Origin of the sequence: Stieleria sp. JC731, from assembly GCF_020966635.1 — a bacterium.
GTDB lineage: Bacteria > Planctomycetota > Planctomycetia > Pirellulales > Pirellulaceae > Stieleria.
In genome coordinates this window covers 166,641-187,755 of sequence record NZ_JAJKFQ010000029.1, presented here as the reverse complement: position 1 = coordinate 187,755, position 21,115 = coordinate 166,641, and the positions used below count along the sequence as shown (strand labels likewise).

The 21,115-nt window shown below is 52.8% G+C and carries 13 protein-coding genes; 10 read left to right on the top strand and 3 right to left on the bottom strand.

Annotated elements, in window-relative coordinates; genetic code table 11:
* Positions 1 to 184 precede the first annotated feature (184 nt).
* Positions 185 to 1,216, top strand: a complete 1,032-nt coding sequence (locus LOC67_RS25500) for a type II secretion system F family protein (protein ID WP_230265675.1) — start codon at positions 185 to 187, stop codon at positions 1,214 to 1,216.
* Between the two features lie 159 nt (positions 1,217 to 1,375).
* Here the strand turns inward: LOC67_RS25500 and LOC67_RS25495 are convergent, their stop codons facing one another.
* Complete coding sequence (locus LOC67_RS25495; protein ID WP_230265674.1) at positions 1,376 to 1,792, bottom strand: CBS domain-containing protein; 417 nt, start codon at positions 1,790 to 1,792, stop codon at positions 1,376 to 1,378.
* A 477-nt stretch (positions 1,793 to 2,269) separates the two neighbouring features.
* Between LOC67_RS25495 and LOC67_RS25490 the strand changes: the two genes are divergently transcribed.
* Positions 2,270 to 4,153 carry a di-heme oxidoredictase family protein gene (locus LOC67_RS25490; RefSeq protein ID WP_230265673.1) on the top strand — a complete coding sequence of 628 codons (1,884 nt, stop codon included), beginning with the start codon at positions 2,270 to 2,272 and terminating at the stop codon, positions 4,151 to 4,153.
* 614 nt (positions 4,154 to 4,767) lie between these two features.
* A complete protein-coding gene (locus tag LOC67_RS25485) occupies positions 4,768 to 6,660 on the top strand; it encodes a di-heme oxidoredictase family protein (protein WP_230265672.1) in 1,893 nt (630 codons plus the stop codon).
* Between the two features lie 406 nt (positions 6,661 to 7,066).
* On the opposite strand, the gene LOC67_RS25480 is transcribed toward LOC67_RS25485, so the two are convergent.
* Complete coding sequence (locus LOC67_RS25480; RefSeq protein ID WP_230265671.1) at positions 7,067 to 8,104, bottom strand: helix-turn-helix transcriptional regulator; 1,038 nt, start codon at positions 8,102 to 8,104, stop codon at positions 7,067 to 7,069.
* A gap of 295 nt (positions 8,105 to 8,399) precedes the next feature.
* Here LOC67_RS25480 and LOC67_RS25475 point away from each other — a divergent pair, with 295 nt between their 5' ends.
* Complete coding sequence (locus LOC67_RS25475) at positions 8,400 to 9,632, top strand: DUF1559 domain-containing protein (protein WP_230265670.1); 1,233 nt, start codon at positions 8,400 to 8,402, stop codon at positions 9,630 to 9,632.
* 187 nt (positions 9,633 to 9,819) lie between these two features.
* On the opposite strand, the gene LOC67_RS25470 is transcribed toward LOC67_RS25475, so the two are convergent.
* Entirely contained in the window at positions 9,820 to 10,941 is a 1,122-nt protein-coding gene (locus LOC67_RS25470) for a hypothetical protein (RefSeq protein WP_230265669.1), read from the bottom strand.
* Between the two features lie 569 nt (positions 10,942 to 11,510).
* Here LOC67_RS25470 and LOC67_RS25465 point away from each other — a divergent pair.
* From LOC67_RS25465 to LOC67_RS25440, 6 genes are all read left to right on the top strand, one after another.
* A complete protein-coding gene (locus LOC67_RS25465; protein ID WP_230265668.1) occupies positions 11,511 to 12,212 on the top strand; it encodes a GntR family transcriptional regulator in 702 nt (233 codons plus the stop codon).
* Complete coding sequence (locus LOC67_RS25460; protein WP_230265667.1) at positions 12,209 to 13,159, top strand: dihydrodipicolinate synthase family protein; 951 nt, start codon at positions 12,209 to 12,211, stop codon at positions 13,157 to 13,159. The genes LOC67_RS25465 and LOC67_RS25460 overlap by 4 nt, the downstream gene beginning before the upstream one ends.
* On the top strand, positions 13,156 to 14,637 hold the full coding sequence (locus LOC67_RS25455) for a sulfatase (RefSeq protein ID WP_230265666.1): 1,482 nt from the start codon (positions 13,156 to 13,158) through the stop codon (positions 14,635 to 14,637). The genes LOC67_RS25460 and LOC67_RS25455 overlap by 4 nt, the downstream gene beginning before the upstream one ends.
* Entirely contained in the window at positions 14,634 to 16,289 is a 1,656-nt protein-coding gene (locus LOC67_RS25450) for a sodium:solute symporter (RefSeq protein WP_230265665.1), read from the top strand. The genes LOC67_RS25455 and LOC67_RS25450 overlap by 4 nt, the downstream gene beginning before the upstream one ends.
* Positions 16,289 to 17,764, top strand: coding sequence for a sulfatase (locus LOC67_RS25445; protein ID WP_230265664.1), 1,476 nt, complete (start codon positions 16,289 to 16,291; stop codon positions 17,762 to 17,764). The genes LOC67_RS25450 and LOC67_RS25445 overlap by 1 nt, the downstream gene beginning before the upstream one ends.
* 77 nt (positions 17,765 to 17,841) lie before the next feature.
* The gene (locus tag LOC67_RS25440) at positions 17,842 to 20,829 is read left to right on the top strand and encodes an exo-alpha-sialidase (protein ID WP_410001178.1); all 2,988 of its coding nucleotides are present in this window, start codon (positions 17,842 to 17,844) and stop codon (positions 20,827 to 20,829) included.
* Positions 20,830 to 21,115 lie beyond the last annotated feature (286 nt).

Here is a 21,115-nt window from a genome sequence, read left to right as displayed (position 1 = left end):
GGTATCGTCCGGGAACGCAATGCCTGGGCGAAGGTTTTTGATTCGCTTTTCCCAAGGCGTGTTGCCTGTTTGTCCAAGCGTCCCGCCAGAAACTGTTGTCAGTGCCTAGTCGGGTGCATTTGATTCGTCACCCGTGATCGTCATTCATCTCCAACGCGATAAGCCTCCGATGTTTTTTCAGCAGATGTCTTCTACTGCGGCTGGGCCCCTCTGTCGTCGATTGGGTGTTGGGGTGCGTGCGGGGGTCAGCCTGCTGCGGCTATTGGATGCTGAAACCAAGTACGGCAGCCCTAGGCAAAAGGCGGCACTGACAGCCGTTTTGGAAGACGTGAAGGCTGGATTCGAACTTCATGAAGCTTTCCAAAATCAAGCTCCGTATTTTCCAAGGTTGATGGTCACGATGACGAGGGCCGGTGAGTCTACCGGGACGTTGGAAAGAACGTTTTTGACTTTGGCGAATCACTACGATCATCAGTTGAAGATACGCCGCCAATTCTTCTCGTCGATCGCTTGGCCGATGCTTCAGCTGGGAATGTCGCTCTGTGTCATCTCGTTGGTCATCTACTTGCTGGGCATTCTGCAGCCGGCAGGTGGAGGCGCGATGAATGACATCCTCGGTTTTGGATTGCGAGGCGGTTCGGGGGTGATAAAGTTTTGGTTGTATGTCGCCTGCGTCGCCGCGCTGATCTGGGCTGCGATCTACGGGTTCCGGCAGAACCTCGGCGGCATCCAGAACATGATTCCCGTGTTCTACTTGGTCCCAAAGTTTGGACCGGCAATTCAGACAATCACTTTGTCACGCTTTACTAGAATCCTATCGATCGGTTTAAGTGCAGGCTTGGACCCGATCCGCAGCGTTCAATTGGCTCTGGCAAGTACTGACAGTGATTACTATCGCAGCGGCAACGACACCGTCAAAATTGCGATCGAAGAGCAAGGCGAAACATTGGCCGGGGCATTGCGGGCAACCGAGCTCTTTCCGGATACCTTGCTTCACTTGATCGAAGTTTCTGAACTTTCAGGAACGGAAAGCGAATCGATCGAGCATATTGCTGAAGAGTATGAAGAGCGGGCGAAGTCTGCAATGCGAACCATCAGTGGGATCGCCACCGGTGTGATTTGGCTTGCCGTTGTCTCGCTGTTGGTCTTTATGATTCTGCGAATCGCTATGACCTATATCGGCGGCATCAACTCTGCACTCGAAGACCTTCGCTAAGACGGTTCCTGTGTGACAAGGTCGCCTTGCATTGCAGCACGAATGCTTTCGCCGGACAGTATAGGCTGTCCGGTTCATTGTTTGGCGAGCCAGTGGGCAAAGCCAGTCTTCAATCCTTGTCAGGATTTCGGTTCAAAGAGCATCACGCGATGCGTCTGATTAAAGCTCTGATAGAAAGCGAATTAGATCGCTGGATGTGACGATGCCGACAAGTTTCTCGCCATCGACTACAGGCAACGCATGGAATTTGCCTTCACCCAGAATCCTAGCTGCGTCGCGGATCGTTCCTGAAAGCGGAATCGTTACGGGATCGACCGTCATCACATCCGACAACTTGTAGGTGTGATCCATAATCTCGTCCAGGTTCCGCGCGTCCTGGCTTCCATAGGCTCCGAATGAAATTCGCATAAAATCATTCCAGCTAACGATACCGATCAGCGTTTCGCCACTGAGAACCGGGACGTGGTGGATGCCTGCACCTTCGAAAATTTTTCGCAAGGTCGAAACGGGTTCACCATCATGAACCGTTTGAAGGGCCGATGACATGACCTTGGAAACGGGTTCGTTCTTCTTCATTGTTCTAAGCTCCGTAGTTGCCTTGGTGCATCACTGGTCAAAGTCTTTGAGAAGTGTCTTTGAAAGTAATAGAACAGTTCAATTACGGTCGCAATGCATCCATCGGGGCATGCCACCGATTGTCGCAGTTGAGTCGACAGATTATCAGTGAGTTTGAGGCTTGTATTCAGTTTTCTGATAGTCCCATCGAACCGTTAGAAAAGTCTGTTCATGTAGCTGACTGAATTTTTATTGACACCCAATAGCTGACCCTCTACAGTGCTATTGGCTAACGCGGCATTCATAACTGCCATAGCGAAGCGAGGTCCTGCTGGTTCTGGGGAATCAACGTGATGAAAATGTTTCGCATGGATCGTGTTAGTCAAATTTGACTCATGGTATTACGCCTCCATTGCCATGACGTAAATGAGCAGCAAGTCATCTTTGTTGCCATTTGCATTGTTGTGTCACTGCTTATCTCTAAAGAGGCGCGTTTTGATGAAATCCAGATTGGTGGCGGCTTCGAAGGTCGTTCTTCTCAGTAGTACCCTGATAGGTTTTGTCGCTCCTAAGGCTTTGGGCGTTTCTCCGGCTGCTGTAGGAAAAGCGGTGGTGAATCCCGCGACGATCAGCCAGGGTAAACAGCTTTTTGAGCACCAGTGGACAAGCCGAAATCCGCGTTTGGGAAGCGATGGACTAGGGCCATTGTTTAACGCTACTTCTTGTGTCGGTTGCCACAACCAAGGCGGAGCTGGCGGCGGTGGCGAGGCAAAGTTTAATGCCAAGACGATCGGAATCGAAAAGCTACAAATCGATGGCGGTCAAGTGACACCCGACGTGCTGGCAACCATGGTGCGTTCGATGCATCCAGGGTTTCAGTTAGCCGATGGGACGCTGATAAATACCTGTTCGATTTCTCACTTCGGCGGGACGGCTGCCTATCAGGAAGGTCGTTCAAAATTAATCGATTCGCTTCCGGTTGAATTCGCAGATGAAGGTGGCTCGGCGAACGCCTCTGAGGTACGTCGGGCGAACGCTTTCCCGATTCATTTCCAAAACCAAGTCGGTCAGTACAACATGCAGGTACAAGCCCGGTTGTACCAAAGAAATACGACAGCTCTTTTTGGTGCGGGACTCATTGACCAGGTCCCAGACAAGGCAATCGAACGACAAGCAAAGCTTCAGCAGCGGCACCCGGAAATCAGTGGGCGGCCATCAACGTTGCGTGACGGTCGCTTCGGGAAGTTTGGTTGGCGAGGCAACTTGGCCTCACTGATCGATTTCACCGACCAAGCTTGTGCAAACGAAGTGGGGCTGCGAACAAAACGCCGTCAACAGCCCAGCGACCCAACGGATCCGGCGTATCGAAATCCCGCGGTCGATATCTCTGATGCCGAGGTGCGAGCGATGCGAGATTATCTTGCCGCATTGCCAGCACCGACGATAAAGATGCCTCAAGATCCGGTATTGCAAAAGGAAGTGATGCAGGGAGAGCAGTTGTTCGCATCGGTCGGTTGTGCGGTCTGTCACGTACCGACACTTGGACCAGCTACCGGTGCCTACACGGACTTGCTGCTACACGAGATGGGTCCGGAGTCAATGGACTTAAACCATGCCGAGCCGTACATCCAGAAGGCGACGATTGAGCAGGTTCCCCGTCTTCAGACCAGTAAACGATTCAGCGGTACGATTACAGGTGAAGAAACTTCGATGGGGGCGTACTACGGACCGGCGACTTCGATTGAGCTTGATGAATACGACAGCCCCCAAAGTTTTGATATTGCGCTTCCGGTGCCGAATGGGAATCGTGCTACCAGTGGATCAATCGGTGTGCCTCGTTCTGTATACGGTGGAGCTGTCAGTCCGGTGCTAGGAAACTTGAACTCCAGATTGGGGCGATCGTTCGCTTTTGTTGCACCTGAGTTTCCATCTCAGACTCTTTTGCTCGTGCCGCGGTCGACGGACAAAATTGTGGAGGATACGACGACTGTAAAATCGGATCGTTTCGGCAAGCCATTTTCTGGCGGTGCGAGTTTTGAGAACAACATCCGAGTGACAAAGGACTACGTCGGAAGTTTTGAGCAAACGACCACGCGGCAATTGGTCATGGACAAATTCTTGAGAGTCCGCTTCGAACAAACGAAGTTCAACGAAGAGTGGCGAACACCTCCGCTTTGGGGTGTTGCGGATTCGGCGCCCTACATGCACGACGGGCGTGCCGGGACGTTGCTCGAAGCGATCGCCATGCATGGTGGTGAAGCTTCTGGAACGCGTGATCGGTTTCTAGCACTTCCCAAGCCAGGACGTGATGCGATCATCGCGTTCTTGCAGACCATGGTCGCGCCCACGGAAAGTCCACTGACTTCCGTGACTGCCAACTGAGTTTTGATTTAAGCAAAGGCCGATCGTTGTGATAGCGATCAGCAATAGTACCCGTCACAGTCCCTGTGACGCCGGGCCTAGTACTTTGCAGACGCTGGTTGAGTGCAGAATCGGCACGACGCAGCGTGCCGGGTACTTTGGTTGATCTTGATAGTACCCGTCACAGTCCCTGTGACGCCGGGTCTAGTTCTTTGCAGGCGGCGGTTAAGATCAGAATCGGCACGACGGAGAGTGCCGGGTACTGTGGTTGTTCTCGATAGTACCCGTCACAGTCCCTGTGACGCCGGGCCTAGTACTTTGCAGGCGATGGTTGAGTGCAGAATCGGCACCACGAAGCGTGCCGGGTACTTTGGTTGGTTGAATTTTTATTGACACCCAATAGCTGACCCCCTACAGTGCTATTCGCTAACGCGGCATGCATAGCTGCCATAGCGAAGCGATGTCCTACTGGTTCTGGGGAATCAGCGTGACGAAAATGTTTCGCTTGGATCGTGTTAGTCAAATTTGACTCATGGTATTACGCCTCCATTGCCATGACGTAAATGAGCAGCAAGTCATCTTTGTTGCCATTTGCATTGTTGTGTCACTGCTTATCTCTAAAGAGGCGCGTTTTGATGAAATCCAGATTGGTGGCGGCTTCGAAGGTCGTTCTTCTCAGTAGTACCCTGATAGGTTTTGTCGCTCCTAAGGCTTTGGGCGTTTCACCGGCTGCTGTAGGAAAAGCGGTGGTGAATCCCGCGACGATCAGCCAGGGAAAACAGCTTTTTGAGCACCAGTGGACAAGCCGGAATCCGCGTTTGGGAAGCGATGGACTAGGGCCATTGTTTAACGCTACTTCTTGTGTCGGCTGCCACAACCAAGGCGGAGCTGGCGGCGGTGGCGAGGCAAAGTTTAATGCCAAGACGATCGGAATCGAAAAGCTTCAAATCGACGGCGGTCAAGTGACACCGGACGTGCTGGCAACCATGGTGCGTTCGATGCATCCAGGGTTTCAGCTATCCGACGGGACGCTGATAAATACTTGTTCGATTTCGCACTTCGGCGGGACGGCTGCTTATCAGGAAGGTCGTTCAAAATTGATCGATTTGCTTCCGGTTGAATTCGCAGATGAAGGTGGCTCGGCGAACGCCTCTGAGGTACGTCGGGCGAACGCTTTCCCGATTCATTTCCAAAACCAAGTCGGTCAGTACAACATGCAGGTACAAGCCCGGTTGTACCAGCGAAATACGACAGCTCTTTTCGGTGCCGGGCTTATTGACCAGGTCCCAGACAAGGCAATCGAACGACAGGCAAAGCTTCAGCAGCGTCACCCGGAAATCAGTGGGCGGCCATCAACGTTGCGTGACGGTCGCTTCGGGAAGTTTGGTTGGCGAGGCAACTTGGCCTCACTGATCGATTTCACTGACCAAGCTTGTGCAAACGAAGTGGGGCTGCGAACCGATCGGCGGCAGCAGCCAAGTGATCCCACAAACCCAGACTATCGAAATCCCGCGGTCGACATCTCTGATGCCGAGGTGCGAGCGATGCGAGATTATCTTGCCGCATTGCCAGCACCGACGAGAAAGATTCCTCAAGACTTAGCATTGCAAAAGGAAGTGATGCAGGGAGAGCAGTTGTTCGCATCGGTCGGTTGTGCGGTCTGTCACGTACCGAATTTGGGGCCCGCAAATGGCGCGTACACAGATCTATTGCTGCATGAAATGGGGCCTGAGTCAATGGATCTGAATCATGCCGAACCCTACATCCAGAAGATGTCCTTGGAGCAGGTTCCGCGATTGTGGACGGGCGAATCTGTCGAAGGAGAGGTGAACGCAGTCGGGACGGAAACGATGGGTGCCTACTATGGGCCCGCAACACGAATCGATGTTCGAAGAAGTGTGAGCCCTACAAGTGTTAGCTTCAGCCAGGCGAATCCGTGGAAGAGTGGGGATGTACGCTCAAGTTTTCTTAATTTAAAGGTGCGGCGGGATTTGGCTGCCAAGGAGGAGCACGTAGCTCGGCAGATGGCAGGGGATCCCTACTCGTTTGTTGCGCCTCAGTACCCGGCGCAAACGCTTTTAACGGTTCCACGTCCAACCGACTTGGTGATGGACTTGGGGCGTCGTCGTGAGCAAAAGTCTGAGGTCAACTTGGGAGGTGTTAAGCAGAATGACAGTCGAATGTTGGGGACGTTCGTCTCTGGGGAAAAGATGTACGGTAATTTCGATGTCACCACGAATGAGTTTGTCGTTGCGGATCAATACATCAGAGTTCGCTTCGAACGAACGAAGTTCAACGAAGAGTGGCGAACACCTCCGCTTTGGGGTGTTGCGGATTCGGCGCCGTATATGCATGACGGGCGTGCCGGGACGTTGCTCGAAGCGATCGCCATGCATGGTGGTGAAGCTTCTGGAACGCGTGATCGGTTTCTAACGCTTCCCAAGCCAGGACGCGATGCGATCATCGCGTTCTTGCAGACTATGGTCGCTCCATCGGAAAGTCCACTGACTTCCGTGACTGCCAACTGAGTTTTGATTTAAGCAAAGGCCGATCGTTGTGATAGCGATCAGCAATAGTACCCGTCACAGTCCCTGTGACGCCGGGCATTGTTCTTTTCAGGCGATGGTTAAGATCAGAATCGGCACGACGGAGCGTGCCGGGTACTTTTGTTGTTCTTGAAAGTACCCGTCACAGTCCCTGTGACGCCGGGCTTAGCTCTTTTCAGGCGATGGTTGATATTAGAATCGGCACAGCGGAGCATGCCGGGTACTTTGGTTGTTCGCGATGGTACCCGTCACAGTCCCTGTGACGCCGGGCTTAGTTCTTTTCAGGCGATGGTTGATATTAGAATCGGCACAGCGGAGCGTGCCGGGTACTTTGGTTGTTCTTGATAGTACCCGTCACAGTCCCTTTGACGCCGGGCCTATCGACAACCTAATAAGCGTGGTGCTTACTGACCGGTTGGCTGATTAGATTTTCATTCGCATTCGATGCACTGCCGTGGGCTTGCTTTCGAAATTCCAGTGGAGAAAGGCTTGCCCACTTCTTAAACGAGTTGCTGAACGACGAACCGTTCTCATAACCAACCATTCTTCCAATTGCGGTGACTCCCAAGCCACCTTCAGAAAGCAACCGACACGCCAACTTCATTCGGACTTCGGTCAGGTGCCGAAGTGGGGGTTCACCGACGAGACTACGAAAGCGTTCGGCAAACGTCGAGCGTGACAAACGTGCGAGTCTCGCCATCATTGGGACCGTCCATGGTAGCGAGGGGTCGGACCAAATTTTGCGAATGACCGGACCGATATTTCGATCGCCCAATGCTTCCATCAGTTCCTGCGGCATATCGAAGAGATCAGGAATCGATCGGTCCAGTTCTGTAGCCAAAGCCTGTAACAAAATCGCTTCGGCGAGTTTGCTGATGATCAGTTGATCGCCCCAATTGTCTTCGTTCAGTCCCAACCGGGCCGCGTTTTCAAGCAAGCCATTGGAACGTTTTAAGCTTTCGTATTCTTTCGACTGAACAAGCGTTAAAGCTGGGAGCAGCTTGTTGATCCGGTTGTGTTCCAGGCCGATCGCGTCGAAGGTCGCCAAAAGGATCTTGGCGGCACCTGCAATTGATCGGATTTGTGTCTCTTGCGCACCGGTTGAAACAGCATGGTCACCTGCCGATAGATGGATCGATTGATCCGACCCGGCCAGTGTCACCGAAACTTCGCCGCCTTGGACGACGACGAGTCCGGCGGTTCCATCTGGAAGGCGAACGCAATCGGATTTACCTATCAATCGCATCGTCGTGGTCCACCGTGGCAAGTAAAGAGATGCCAACAGTGTTTCGACCATCCTGGGCGATTTACTTTCAGACTCAGGGACCATGAAGACGCGATATGAAAATTGGGCAGTTTGAAATATTTGAACACCAGATCCTGGCGTCGGTTCCGAAAGCAAATCTGTTTTTCTGGTGTCGGCCATTCGGGGGTCACCATTGTGGGGATGATGACGAAGTGGATCAGTTGCTGGTTGGGTGCTGGTTCGGCACGACGGAGCGTGCCGGTTACTTTCGCAAACCTGGGGGTACAGCAAGTACCCGCTGCATCAAGGTTCCTTGCAGTGACACGCGATTGCACATGGGTGTGCGAACAGGTTCGGAGAAATTCGCAAGGCATTCGGAGTAATTAGGGGAGAACTAGTTGAGGATCCTGCTGTTAAATCTGTCACCGCGATTTAGATATTTTCCCTGCCCTCCTCCCTTAACTGGAATCATTGAATGAGAACGGCCCCGTTGAAGTCGCATCGCGGCTTCACACTTGTTGAATTGCTCGTCGTAATTGCGATTATTGGAATTTTGGTTGGCTTGCTGTTACCAGCTGTTCAGGCAGCTCGTGAAGCTGCCCGTCGTATGAGCTGCAGTAACAATTTCAAGCAGATCGGTTTGGCGCTTCACAATTACCACTCCGCCTATAAAAACTTGCCGATGCAAGCGGGCGGAACGTTTCACAAAGGTACCAATGGGCAGTTAGGCCCTGGCGATATCAATGCGAACAACCGTCGCCGTCTTAGCTGGCTGATCGGGTTGACCCCGTTCATGGAGCAGCAAGGCGTTTGGGACAAGATTTCTTCTGCCCACGATGCCAATGGCGACGGAACACTGGATTTTCCTGCAATGGGCCCTCACCCATGGCACGGAACCTATGAGCCTTGGCTGACGCAGCTTCCTACCCTTCGTTGCCCTTCGGACCCAGGCGTGTCGCCTCCCGGATTGGCTCGAACGAACTACGCCGCCAATATTGGTGACGGTACTGACTGGGTGAACCACGGTTATTGGCGTTGGGAGAACAACAGCTGGAACCAAGGTCACATTGCTCAGGCGAACGCTTCAAACCGTGGCTTCTTCTATAACCGCAAGGCGATGAAGTTCCGTGACATGTTGGACGGCCTGTCGAACACGATCGCTGCAGGTGAAATCGCAACCGGTTTGGGTGACCGCGACAAGCGAACCGATCCGTATTTCAACATCAGTTGGACTGCGATTCACAACAGCCCATCGGCTTGCCTGGATGCCAACTTGCTGGATCCGGAGCGTCCCAACCACTGGGCCCCTTCGGTTGGCGATACCGCTGATCCAGGTTTGCGTAGCACCACTTGGAAGCGTGGATACCGTTGGTCAGATTCGTGTCCGACCTACACCAGTATGACCACGATGTTGCCTCCAAACCGCGAAGTTTGTATCGGTGGTTCTGGCGACTTTGATACCGGTGTGCTGCCTCCAAGTAGTCGTCACCAAGGTGGTGTTCACGTCTTGATGGGCGACGGAGCTGTTGTGTTCCTAACCGATTCCATCGAAGCGGGAGATCCACGGCACCCAACCGTTCGGATCAACACCGCGATCAACACGTCACACCCAGGTTCGACAGCCGGATCCAAAAGCCCTTACGGATTGTGGGGTGCTTTGGGAACACGTGCGTCAAACGAAGTGATTGATGAAGCGCTCAATCAGTAGCGTTTCCGATTGACTAGGTGTGATCGCAAGCGAGTCGGGATCGCGTTCCTGTCGCATGATTGTCGCTTAGTTCAATCGATCCAATTGAAACACAAGGCCTTCGCCATCATTGGCGAAGGCCTTGTTCGTTTTGGCATCGTTGAATGGCTAGACTCGCGTTCGGCTGCGTTCCGGGTGTCTGGAGCGGCTAGAGTTCGATGTGTTTGACACCAGCGATTTCATCAAAGTGTCCGATCTTCATCACCGTTCCGTTGGAATTGGGGAATTCAGCGACGAATGCAGGGTCGCAAGCGGCGACTGGTGGGATGTAGCCAATCGCGACCATCGTGGCGATGGAACCGATGTATCCGATCCCCATCGATAGCGCCGCGAACCAAGGGAGTTGGCCTGCAGCCATGTGAATGAGTTGTTCTCGTTTCGCGGCCGAGAGGTTCATTTCGATCCCGTACTGCTTTGCAACGTCGGTGCGCTGCAATGGATTTGTCAACGCGAGCATTTCATCGTACGTGCAGCCATCGGTCCGAAATTTCTTGTGGGTTTTAGCTGCACGCAATGCCGTTTTTCGTCGCTGGAATTCCAGTTTCGCTTGATAGTCGTTGATGGCTTTTTCGCGACGGTTAATCGCTTGCCGGATGATGTGCCGGGGAAGGGCTAGGGCTTTGTCGGTGGCGCTAGTGAGGACCTGTTTTCCACGTCGCATCAAAAATGCTTTTTGGTAAACACGTTCGGTTTCTTCGCGGACCTGTTCGATCGCGTTTCGTAAGTCACGTTCGGATGTGAAATACAGTTCGTCGTCGATTTCGACGCATAGTGGTTTTAGGTAATAGACTTTCACACCGCGTTTGCTGCCCGGGCCAGCCATAAACTCATCCAAACGGGTTTGGACACAGGCTGGGATTTCATCGGTGATTTGGTCGAAGTTTTGTTGCTCCGTTACCGTCACATAAATCCGGCCCTTTGGCAGACGAATCGATGCCTTCGTCATTTCGATTTGGCGAACTTGGGTGAAATTATCGCGGTGATTTGCCAGGACAGCTTTCCATCGGTCGGACTTGGAAGCGAACACACCAGTGTTTCGGAACATTGAATCGGCAAGTTCGTCACTGGAGTCTTTCGGTGGGACCCAGATTGGCTTTGTTGTCCAGCGACCAAAGGGTTCAAGTTCTTGGTCGAGGGTGAATGAAGATGCGGTCGATGGATCGACAAGCGACGGTCGAACTGGCTCTGTTTTGTGAGGGCGATCGTGAACTTGATTTCGTTCGGATTCCTCGGATGCAAGCCGGTTTCGCTTTTCCGTTAGCAAATTCATGTTCATCGGTGTGCTCGCAATCTTGGGCATGGAAAGAAGAGTGGACTCAGTATTAACGTTCAGGCCTGTTGGTTTTCTATTGTCGCCCCTCACTCCGTGAACGTAGCGATCTTTCCCGCTGGTTTTGGTGGAGTAGAAGGTGTCTTTGTCAACGATCAAGCCTGGGGATCGGAAGGTCGCTCACTGCTTGTCAATCGATTTAGTTTTCCTGCGGAAAGGGGAGCAAGATCGTGCACGATTCAACTGCTCGAAAAGATCTATCGGGAAGAGGATTTCATCTTATCGATTTGCTTTGGGATGTTCAAAGATTTCCACGATTTCTTCAGACGTCTTTGGGACTTGTCAGTTTGCGATACGTGCGTCCAGTTTGCTTGGAGTGGTTCACCTGAAGTCAGGCGGGATGACGTGCGTCGGCACAGGCTCTATGCGTCGATTGTCATGCACTTCGCAGGCGGGTTTGCTTTGATTCGTTGGACGACAGGCATCGCGGAACCATAGAAACATGCTTGCATGTGAGATTGCGCCAGCTTAAAGTCTATAGACTTCTGTAGCTTTCTGTTGATCTCGATATGAACACCACACACGCGCAGCTCGCCTACCAGCATCTTCGCACTCGACTGATCGCTGGTGAATTCACGCCAGGCAGTCGAATTCGATACGGTCCCATCGGTCGTGAACTGGGGATTAGCGCCACGCCGGTTCGCGAAGCCATCGGCCTACTTGCCAATGAAGGTTTTGTCGAACTTGTGCCACAGCTTGGCGCCGTCGTTCGATCAATCGGAGCTGACGAGTTGGTCGAGCTCTACGAAGTTCGTGAGGCGATCGAGCCGTATGCCGCAAGCAAAGCGGCTCAGCGTTCATCGAAAAGTCAGCAGCAAGCGATTGCGAGAACACTGAAACGAATGCGAGAAATCGCGACAAAAGTAAAGCGTCGGAAAAATCCGATCGCAAACGTCGACGAGTGTTTGGAATTCGAAAAGGCGGACCTCGCCTTTCACATGCTTGTGATCCATAGCGGAGGCAACCAGATGATGGTTCGTCTCAGTGAAAACTCAAACGCGTTGACGCGTGTGTTCGCCATGCCGCGACATGGCTATGACGACAAAATCATGGCATCGACTTGCGATGACCATCAACGGGTGCTTGAAGCGATCGAAGCTGGGGATAGCTCCGCGGCATCTGATTCGATGCAACAGCACATTAAGGCGGGCCTGGAAATTACTTTGGAAGCGATTCGGTCGCAGGAATCAGAGCGTTGGGAAATCAAATGAATCAACTGGCCGGAAACAAACTGACTGGAATCGTTCCTCCTTTGGTGACTCCACTTTCAGACCGTGATGTGCTTGATCATGAAGGCTTGCGTCGCCTGCTTGATCATGTCATCGAGGGTGGTGTTGCGGGCGTGTTTATCTTGGGCACGACGGGCGAGGCTCCGAGCCTGAGCTATCGATTGCGCCGCGAAATGATTCAGCAAACGGTGGAGATCGTTTCCAAACGCGTTCCGGTTCTTGTTGGTGTGACGGACACCGCTTTTGTGGAGTCGGTGGCGTTGGCCGAGTATGCTTCCGAATGTGGTGCAGACGCGGCCGTGCTGACAACGCCGTATTACTTTCCGGCAGGCCAAACCGAGCTGACTCGCTATGTGCAGAATATCGCACCGCTCATTCCGTTGCCTTTGATGCTTTACAACATGCCGGGATTGACCAAGGTTTGGTTTGAGATCGACACCATTCGTTGTCTCTCCGAAATCGATTCCATCATCGGAGTGAAAGACAGCAGCGGAGATTTGGAGTACTTCGCAGAAGTTTGCAAGTTGAAATCGCTGCGTCCAGACTGGTCGGTATTGATTGGGCCAGAGATCATGCTGAGAGAAGCGATCGAACTGGGTGGAGATGGCGGTGTTAATGGTGGGGCCAACGTCATGCCCAGGACTTTTGTCCAATGGTTCAATGCGATCGGCCGTGGTGATCAGGAACGTGGCGATCAGGAAATCGCACAGCAGCAATTCGAAAAGGTGCGCGAATTCCAGCGTATCTATGACATCGGAAAGTACGCCTCACGGCATATCAAGGCAACCAAGTCAGCGCTTTCGTTGATCGGGATTTGTGAAGACCTTCCCGCAGATCCGTTCAACCGGTTCTTGGATCCGGAGCGTCAACGTGTTGCAGAAATATTGAACCAGATTGGTCTATCAACCCAGGAGGCAAACTGCGGATGAGAGATTCACAACCAGCTTGGCGGCGATCCTGTGCACCGATTGTGCTGTTGATCTCAACCATCGTCTTAGCGGCAGACGTTCCGACGCCGTGCGCCGCCGACGAACCGCTAAACGTCCTGTTCATTGCTGCCGACGATCTACGCTGTGACCTAGGATGCTATGGGCATCCGGTCGTGCAAACACCGAACCTTGATAAGTTGGCCGATCGCGGTATCCGATTTGACCGAGCCTACTGTGCCCAGGCTGTTTGTAATCCTTCACGCAGCAGCTTGATGACGGGGCGTCGTCCCGACACTTTGAAGCTCTACAACCTGACAAAGCATTTTCGTGACGAACTGCCTGATGTCGTGACCTTGCCCGAGCACTTTCGCAACCACGGCTACTTCACGCAAAACATTGGCAAGATCTATCACAATTGGCGAACCGAAGAAAAAGGTGATCCGCGGTCTTGGAGTGTTCCTGCGGTGATGCACTTTGATTCGCACCGCAATGATGAAGCTAAGGTTGAAGGCGAATTGCCCGTTGATCACGCCAAAGCCATTCGTTGTGAGTGTCGTGATGTCCCAGACAACGCCTATTTCGATGGACGTATCACGGACCTTTCGCTGCAAGCACTTCGCGAACGATCCAAGAGTGATCAGCCTTTCTTCTTAGCGGTCGGATTCTGGAAGCCTCACCTTCCATTCAATGCACCGAAAAAGTATTGGGATCTCTACGATCGCGAATCAATGTTGCGGCCTGACTGTCCCCAATGGCCAACCGACACCCCACGAATCGCGTGGCACAATAGCCAAGAGCTGTTTGGCAAAACTCCGCAGCCGTTATCAGACGCAGATGCTCAAGAGTTGCGACATGGGTATTTGGCTGGAATCAGCTACATGGATGCTCAGGTCGGCCGTCTGCTGGACGAGCTCGAACGATTGGAATTATCCGAGAAAACGTTGATTGTTTTTTGGTCGGACCACGGATTCCAACTCGGTGACCACACGCTGTGGTGCAAGACGTCCAACTTCGAATTGGATGCTCGTGTTCCGATGATTGTCGCCCCACCGGTAAAGTCCGGTGCGACATACGATGCCAAGCAAACAAGTGCGATCGTTGAACTGCTCGATCTTTATCCGACTCTCGTTGACCTTTGTGGATTGCCACCCGCAACGGATGTCGAAGGTGTCAGCCTCCGTGCGTTAATTGATGGAACGGCTGTTAAGGTCAAGGATGCCGCGCTGACGCAGCATCCGCGACCGGCGTATTACAAGAAGATCGAAGCGATGGGGCATAGCGTCCGGACAGACCGGTTTCGCTACACCGAATGGAGATCTCCCGAGGACAACGCGTTGGTGGGTGTGGAGCTGTACGATCATCAAACCGATCCGGCTGAATCGAAAAACTTGGCAGACGAGAAAGACTATGCGGAATTCCGTTCGGATCTCGTCGACGTGATGGCAACGCTTCGTGGCACAACAGCGGAGCGTGAATGATGTTCGGCCTCAACGGCATCACGATTTTGGCACAAGCGAGCGAGCAAGAAGGCTTTTTTGGCGCGATCGACTGGACCGTCTTGATTCTGTATTTCGCTGGTATCCTTGGGATCGGCGTGTACTTTTGGAAACGGAATTCGTCGTCCGATGAATTCACTGCCGGTGGACGCTCCTTGCCGGGTTGGCTGTGCGGTATGTCGATCTTTGCGACCTATCTGAGCAGCATTAGTTATTTAGCGCTTCCAGGGAACGCGTTTATCGCCAATTGGAATGCCTTCGCGTTTTCATTGGCGTTGCCTCCGGCGGCGTGGATTGCGGTGCACTATTTTTTGCCGATGTATCGCGCGTCGGGTGAAGTCAGCGCCTACTCGCTTTTGGAACATCGGTTTGGGCTTTGGGCCAGGATCTTCGCCAGTGGGTTTTACCTCTTGTTTCAGGTCGCTCGCATTGGCGTGGTGATGTATCTGATGGCACTGCCGATGGCGGTCCTGTTTGGCTGGGACATTCGATTGCTGATTATTGTGACCGGTGTCATCGTGACGGCCTATTCATTCATCGGCGGCGTCACGGCGGTGATCTGGGCGGATGCCGTTCAAGCATTTGTGCTGATGGCTGGGGCCCTGCTTGCCCTGTTTTTGATCATGAGGGGAATGCCGGACGGACCGTCGCAGGTGTTTGCGATCGCCGACCAAGATTCAAAATTTTCTTTTGGAAGTTGGTCGCCTTGGGTCGTCAACGAGAAGACTTTTTGGATCGTGCTGATCTATGGCTTGTTCGAAAACCTGAAGAACTTTGGTATCGATCAAAGTTACGTTCAGCGTTATGTGGCATCCAGTAGTGATCGCGAAGCGGCGAAAAGTATTTGGCTTGGTGCGCTGTTGTATGTGCCCGTCAGTGCCCTGTTCTTGTTTATCGGAACCTCGCTGTATGGGTTCTATCAAATCCAGCCGGAGCAACTGCAGGCGGTTCGTCAAATTGTTGTTGATCAAAAGTTGATGCAGGCGGGCATTGATGCGGACTCAGCAGACTATGAACAGAAGAGAAGCGAAATTGCGGCATCGCTCAAAGACGGTGACCTGGGTGACCGAGTGTTCCCGCACTTTATCGCTGCCCATCTACCTATCGGTATCCGTGGCCTTTTGATCGCGGCTGTATTTGCAGCGGCCATGAGTACCGTGTCTACCGGTTTGAACTCGTCCGCCACGCTGGTGATGAGCGACTTTTATGTGCGACTGAAAAAGCCATCAGCGGACGATGCAGATCGGATGCGAGTTTTGCGAAAAGCAACGCTGATTTGGGGAACGATGGGGACGGCGATGGCATTGGTTCTGGTGCGTCTGACAAACAGCATCTTAGATATTTGGTGGACGTTATCGGGAGTCTTGGGAGCTGGCATCATCGGATTGTTCTTGCTGGGGATTACCTCACGGCGAATCACCAGCTTGCAAGCGATCGGAGTATTGTCGATCGGGATGATGTTGATCGCATGGATGACATTCTCGGTGACGGACTACTGGCCGGGAGTCCTTTCTGAAGTTTCCAGCCCCTTCCATCCGTACTTGATCATCGTCCTAGGTCCACTCGCGATTATTGTGATGGGACGCGTGATCAACCGACTTCAGGTTTCGGCCGCCTCCGGGGGAAATTTGTGATGGGCAAGAAGTATGCAGCATTGGCTCTGGTTTTGACGCTTTGCTACTGCGGGCATCGATCGGATGCGGTAGCAGCTGAGTCATCGACGCCAAACATCCTGTTTATCTTGGTCGACGATTTGGCATGGGCGGATTTGGGGTGTTTTGGTCATCCGTGGCATCAAACACCGAATATTGATCGTTTGGCAAGTGATGGCTTGTGCTTAACAAACGGCTATGCGCCAGCACCGATCTGCAGCGCATCACGTGCCAGTATCATGACGGGCAAATCGACTGCCCGGCTTGGATTCGAATTCGTTACCAAGCCTGATCCCGGACGTCAGCCTGTTAATGAACAGTTTCGATTACGCACTCCTCCGTTTACGTTGAATCTTCCGACGGACGAGATCACGATCGCCGAGCGTCTCAATCAGTTGGGTTACGAGACGGCCTTCTTTGGTAAATGGCACCTGAACCAACACTACCAGCGATATCTCGGTTGGAGTCCCACTCACGGTCCGAAAGCCCAGGGCTTTCAAGTTGCGGTGGAAGACTTTGGGGCCCATCCGTACTCTTGGGGCAAGTCGGAACCTGAGCCGATTGTTCAAGACGGTGTCTATGCGGATGACACGATGGTCAACAATGTTTGTGACTATCTGAAAAAGGATCGAGGCGAGCCGTTCTTTGTGATGGCGTCATCCTTCTACGTTCATACGCCAGTCAAGACACCATGCAAATGGTTGGTCGATCGATATGACCGAACGGTACCGTCTAGCATCAAAAGGCGTCCGGAACGTTTACGCTATGCCGCATTCCTGCAAACGTTGGATTTCCATATCGGCGCCATACTGGATGCTTTAGAGGCGAGCGGAAAGGCTGACAATACATTGGTGTTTTTTATGTCTGACAATGGCGGACACCCGGAGTTTACGACCAATGGGCCGCTGCGCGGATCCAAATGGAATGTCTACGAAGGTGGCATTCGTGTTCCGATGATCGCCAGACTTCCCGGCAAAACTGCTGCGGGAACAAGTACTGCAGCGCCGGTCATCGGCTATGACTTGCTGCCCACTTTTGTTGACTATGCAAGTGGACCGGATGATGGAAAAGTCGATGCTTCTAAGATCGATGGGATTTCGATTCGGTCTGTTCTGGAGGGAAACAAGCCCACCAAAAATCCGCGAGAGCTGGTTTGGCATTTTCCGTACTACCATCCGGAACGAGGGTTCGCAAAAGCCAAGCAAACCATTGGAACCGACGATTTGAAAGTTAGTCAGACGAGACCCCAGTCCGCTCTGCGATATGGCAACCACAAGCTGATTTGGTTCGCAGAGGATAAGCGGTTCGAATTGTATGACTTGGCGAACGATTTGGCCGAGCAACATGATTTATCAAGCAGTCATTCCGAACTAGCCAAGCAAATGCAGTCTCGATTGTTTCGCTACTTGGATGATGTCGGCGCTCGACTGCCCGTCGATCCCAAAGAGACGCAGTAGAGACTTCCGTTTCATTGTCCGCCGGACCTTTTCTTTTCCCCACTCCCCTGCCCTTCCCACCTTGAGAATATCGAATGATGAAGCGTCTACTTGCGTCGCTCGCCGCTGCCGCATCATTGACTGGCGTCTGCTCGGCTGATGAGTCTGACTACAAGCTTCGGCTAATCGAATACAACGATCCGGACCTTGTCGTCGACCTCGGTGTTGGCCTTTGGGCTTGGCCGATGCCGATGGATTATGACGGCGATGGTGACCATGATTTGTTGGTCGCATGTCCGGACAAGCCTTCCAACGGTGTTTACTTTTTTGAAAATGCCAGTGACGATCCGGGTGCCAAAATGCCAGTCTTTCGGCCTGGCGTTCGAATCGGCAAGGCGTCAAATAACATGCAGGTCAGCTATGTCGGCCAGCAGCCTCGTATTCTTCGTCCTGGCAACGAATACGTTCGCGATACAGAGACGGGGAAATTCAATTTTGACAAAGCTGAAAAGCTCTATTCAAAATCGAATGTGCATGAAAACGGTGTGCGTGCAAACATGTGGCGCTACGTTGATTTTGATGGCGATGGTGACCAAGACATCGCTGTTGGCGTCGGCGACTGGAGCGACCTAGTCTGGGACCATGCATTTGATTCAATGGGGCGATGGAAGAACGGTCCCTTACATGGCTACATCTATATCATCAAAAACGAAGGCAACGGAGACTCGCCAAAGTATTCGGAATCGCCAATCAAGCTGGAAGCCGCCGGAGGTGCGATCGATGTTTTCGGATGGCCATCACCGAACTTTGCTGACTTTGATGGCGATGGAGATCTCGACTTGCTGTGCGGAGAATTTCTTGATGGATTCACCTACTTTCAAAACATCGGTTCGCGAACGGAACCGCAATACGCCGCGGGGCAGCGATTGAATGACAGCGCCGGGAATCCTCTGGTGATGCATTTGCAAATGATTACGCCCACGGCATTTGATTGGGACAAAGACGGTGATCTTGATTTGATCGTTGGTGATGAAGATGGCCGCGTGGCGCTAGTCGAGAACACTGGAACCCTCGATGGGGCGTTGCCGGTCTTTGACGCGCCAACGTATTTTCAGCAGCAAGCGGATTCGCTGAAGTTCGGTGCGCTGGCAACCCCCTACGCCTACGACATCGACAATGATGGTGATGAAGACATCGTTTGTGGAAACACTGCTGGCAACATCGCGATTTTTACCAATCGTGGACCTGGGGAAAACGGTCTACCGAAATGGTCGGCACCAGAATTGGTTCAGGTCGAAAAGGTCGACGGAAGCACCGAGCCGTTTCGCATCTTGGCGGGGCCCAACGGTTCAATTCAAGGGCCGTGCGAGGCGAAATGGGGCTACACCACATTGTCCGTCGCTGACTGGGATGGTGATGGCGACGGTGACATTATCTACAACTCGATTCTGTCGAAACTTGGAGTGCTGATCAACAACAATGGCACCTACAAGCAACTCGCTTTTGAAGACGGACCGAGTGAAGAACCGCCGGCATGGTATTGGTGGCGAACAAAATCGCCTGCCGCGCTGACTCAGTGGCGAACCACACCCGTTGCGGTCGACTTTGATGACGACGGAACGTTGGACATGGTGCTGTTGGATCAACAAGGTTTTCTCACGCTTCGTCGCGGGGACAAGACAACAGGATTGGTCTCGGCAGCTGAACGAATCTTTGTCGATCAAGATGGCAAGCCGCTGCAGTTGAATCGGCAATCCGCCGGTCGGTCCGGACGCGTCAAACTGGATGTCGTCGATTGGGATGGCGATGGAAATCTGGACGTTCTGGTTAACTCGGAGAATGCGAAGCTCTATCGAAATTGCGACCAACGCGAAGGCAAGGTTCTGATGAAACTGGTGGGGAACCTCGCGTCCAGAAATGTCGCCGGTCATACCAGCAGTCCCGCGGCTTGTGACTTTGACAAAGATGGCAAGCCTGACTTGCTTGTTGGTGCGGAGAACGGCCGTCTGTACTTTGCAAAGCACGATGACTGCAAACAGTTTTCGCCGGAGCAAATGAACGCTTCCTTCAACGAAGTACCAAAGTCAGACAGCGCGATCGTTAGCGAAGAATTTGTATTTAACGATCCGCCGACTCCCCAGTGTCACGCATCAACGGTTTGCATGACCAGCCGAGGCTTGGTAGCGGCATGGTTCGCAGGGACACGCGAGAAGAATAAAGACGTCGGAATTTGGACTAGCTATAACGATGGTGGGAACTGGTCTCGTCCTCAGCAAGTTGCCACCGGAGTCCAGCACAACGGTCTGCGGTACCCTTGTTGGAACCCTGTGCTCTACCAGACACCAGGAGATGGGCCGCTGTTGCTGTTCTTTAAGGCTGGCCCAGATCCGAGAGGCTGGTGGGGTGAATTGATGGTCAGCTACGATCGCGGACGATCCTTCCGTGATCGGACTCGGTTGCCTGAAGGAATTGACGGCCCCGTTCGCTGCAAGCCATTCCTTCTTGAAGATGGACAACTGCTTTGTGGATCATCAACCGAAGTCGATGGTTGGCGAATTCATTTCGAGAAGACTACATTGAAAAATGGTTTGCCATCGGGGACGTGGAAACGTATCGGTCCGATCAATGATGCGACAGATTTTAACGCGATTCAGCCGACGATCATGCGTCGAGCCGACGGAGCCTTGGTCGCACTCTGTCGCACCAAAGAAGGCGTCATCGCTAGCACCGAATCGAAAGACGATGGTCAGACTTGGTCGAAGCTTGAGGCGACTGAATTGCCCAATCCGAATTCAGGAATCGATGTTGTCACGTTGAAAGATGGTCGACACTTATTGATTTACAACCATCTTGAAAGCGGAGACACCGGCTGGGGAAAACGAGGGTTGTTGAATCTTGCGATCTCTGACGATGGACGTTCTTGGCATCAAGTCGCAACGCTGGAAAAGGAACCGAAGGCTGAGTTCAGCTATCCTGCAATCATTCAATCCGATGATGGCATGGTTCATGCCGTCTACACGTGGAAACGCCAAAAGGTGAAGCACGTTGTTATCGATCCGGGTCGATTGTCGAAGTCGGGTGAGTAGGTTGTTGATCACTTCACCGTCGTCATCGCGACGCAGCTCAGGAGGCATTTTTACACTGAGCCGCAAAGGCGATAGCCGCGGTTAAGTTGTGTCGGCAGCCAGGAGGCTGCGATGCAGTGCGTCGCAAGGCAGGAGCCTTGCGACGAGATCGCACTTGTGACAAGGCTCTGCCTTGTCACACGATGTCTTGCAGGCTCCGCCTGCTTAGGACGGTCGCAGCTACATAACCGTCGCTATCGCGAGTCGGCTCAGTTTGTTTAGTGCATTGGTCGGCAGCCAGGAGGCT

Excerpts from the sequence above, each read along its gene's own strand:
- LOC67_RS25480 (WP_230265671.1), bottom strand. The coding sequence starts at position 8,104 with ATGGCCGACACCAGAAAAACAGATTTGCTTTCGGAACCGACGCCAGGA.
- LOC67_RS25455 (WP_230265666.1), top strand. The coding sequence starts at position 13,156 with ATGAGAGATTCACAACCAGCTTGGCGGCGATCCTGTGCACCGATTGTG.
- LOC67_RS25495 (WP_230265674.1), bottom strand. The coding sequence starts at position 1,792 with ATGAAGAAGAACGAACCCGTTTCCAAGGTCATGTCATCGGCCCTTCAA.
- LOC67_RS25445 (WP_230265664.1), top strand. The coding sequence starts at position 16,289 with ATGGGCAAGAAGTATGCAGCATTGGCTCTGGTTTTGACGCTTTGCTAC.
- LOC67_RS25465 (WP_230265668.1), top strand. The coding sequence starts at position 11,511 with ATGAACACCACACACGCGCAGCTCGCCTACCAGCATCTTCGCACTCGA.
- LOC67_RS25450 (WP_230265665.1), top strand. The coding sequence starts at position 14,634 with ATGATGTTCGGCCTCAACGGCATCACGATTTTGGCACAAGCGAGCGAG.
- LOC67_RS25440 (WP_410001178.1), top strand. The coding sequence starts at position 17,842 with ATGAAGCGTCTACTTGCGTCGCTCGCCGCTGCCGCATCATTGACTGGC.
- LOC67_RS25485 (WP_230265672.1), top strand. The coding sequence starts at position 4,768 with ATGAAATCCAGATTGGTGGCGGCTTCGAAGGTCGTTCTTCTCAGTAGT.
- LOC67_RS25470 (WP_230265669.1), bottom strand. The coding sequence starts at position 10,941 with ATGAATTTGCTAACGGAAAAGCGAAACCGGCTTGCATCCGAGGAATCC.
- LOC67_RS25500 (WP_230265675.1), top strand. The coding sequence starts at position 185 with ATGTCTTCTACTGCGGCTGGGCCCCTCTGTCGTCGATTGGGTGTTGGG.
- LOC67_RS25475 (WP_230265670.1), top strand. The coding sequence starts at position 8,400 with ATGAGAACGGCCCCGTTGAAGTCGCATCGCGGCTTCACACTTGTTGAA.
- LOC67_RS25460 (WP_230265667.1), top strand. The coding sequence starts at position 12,209 with ATGAATCAACTGGCCGGAAACAAACTGACTGGAATCGTTCCTCCTTTG.
- LOC67_RS25490 (WP_230265673.1), top strand. The coding sequence starts at position 2,270 with ATGAAATCCAGATTGGTGGCGGCTTCGAAGGTCGTTCTTCTCAGTAGT.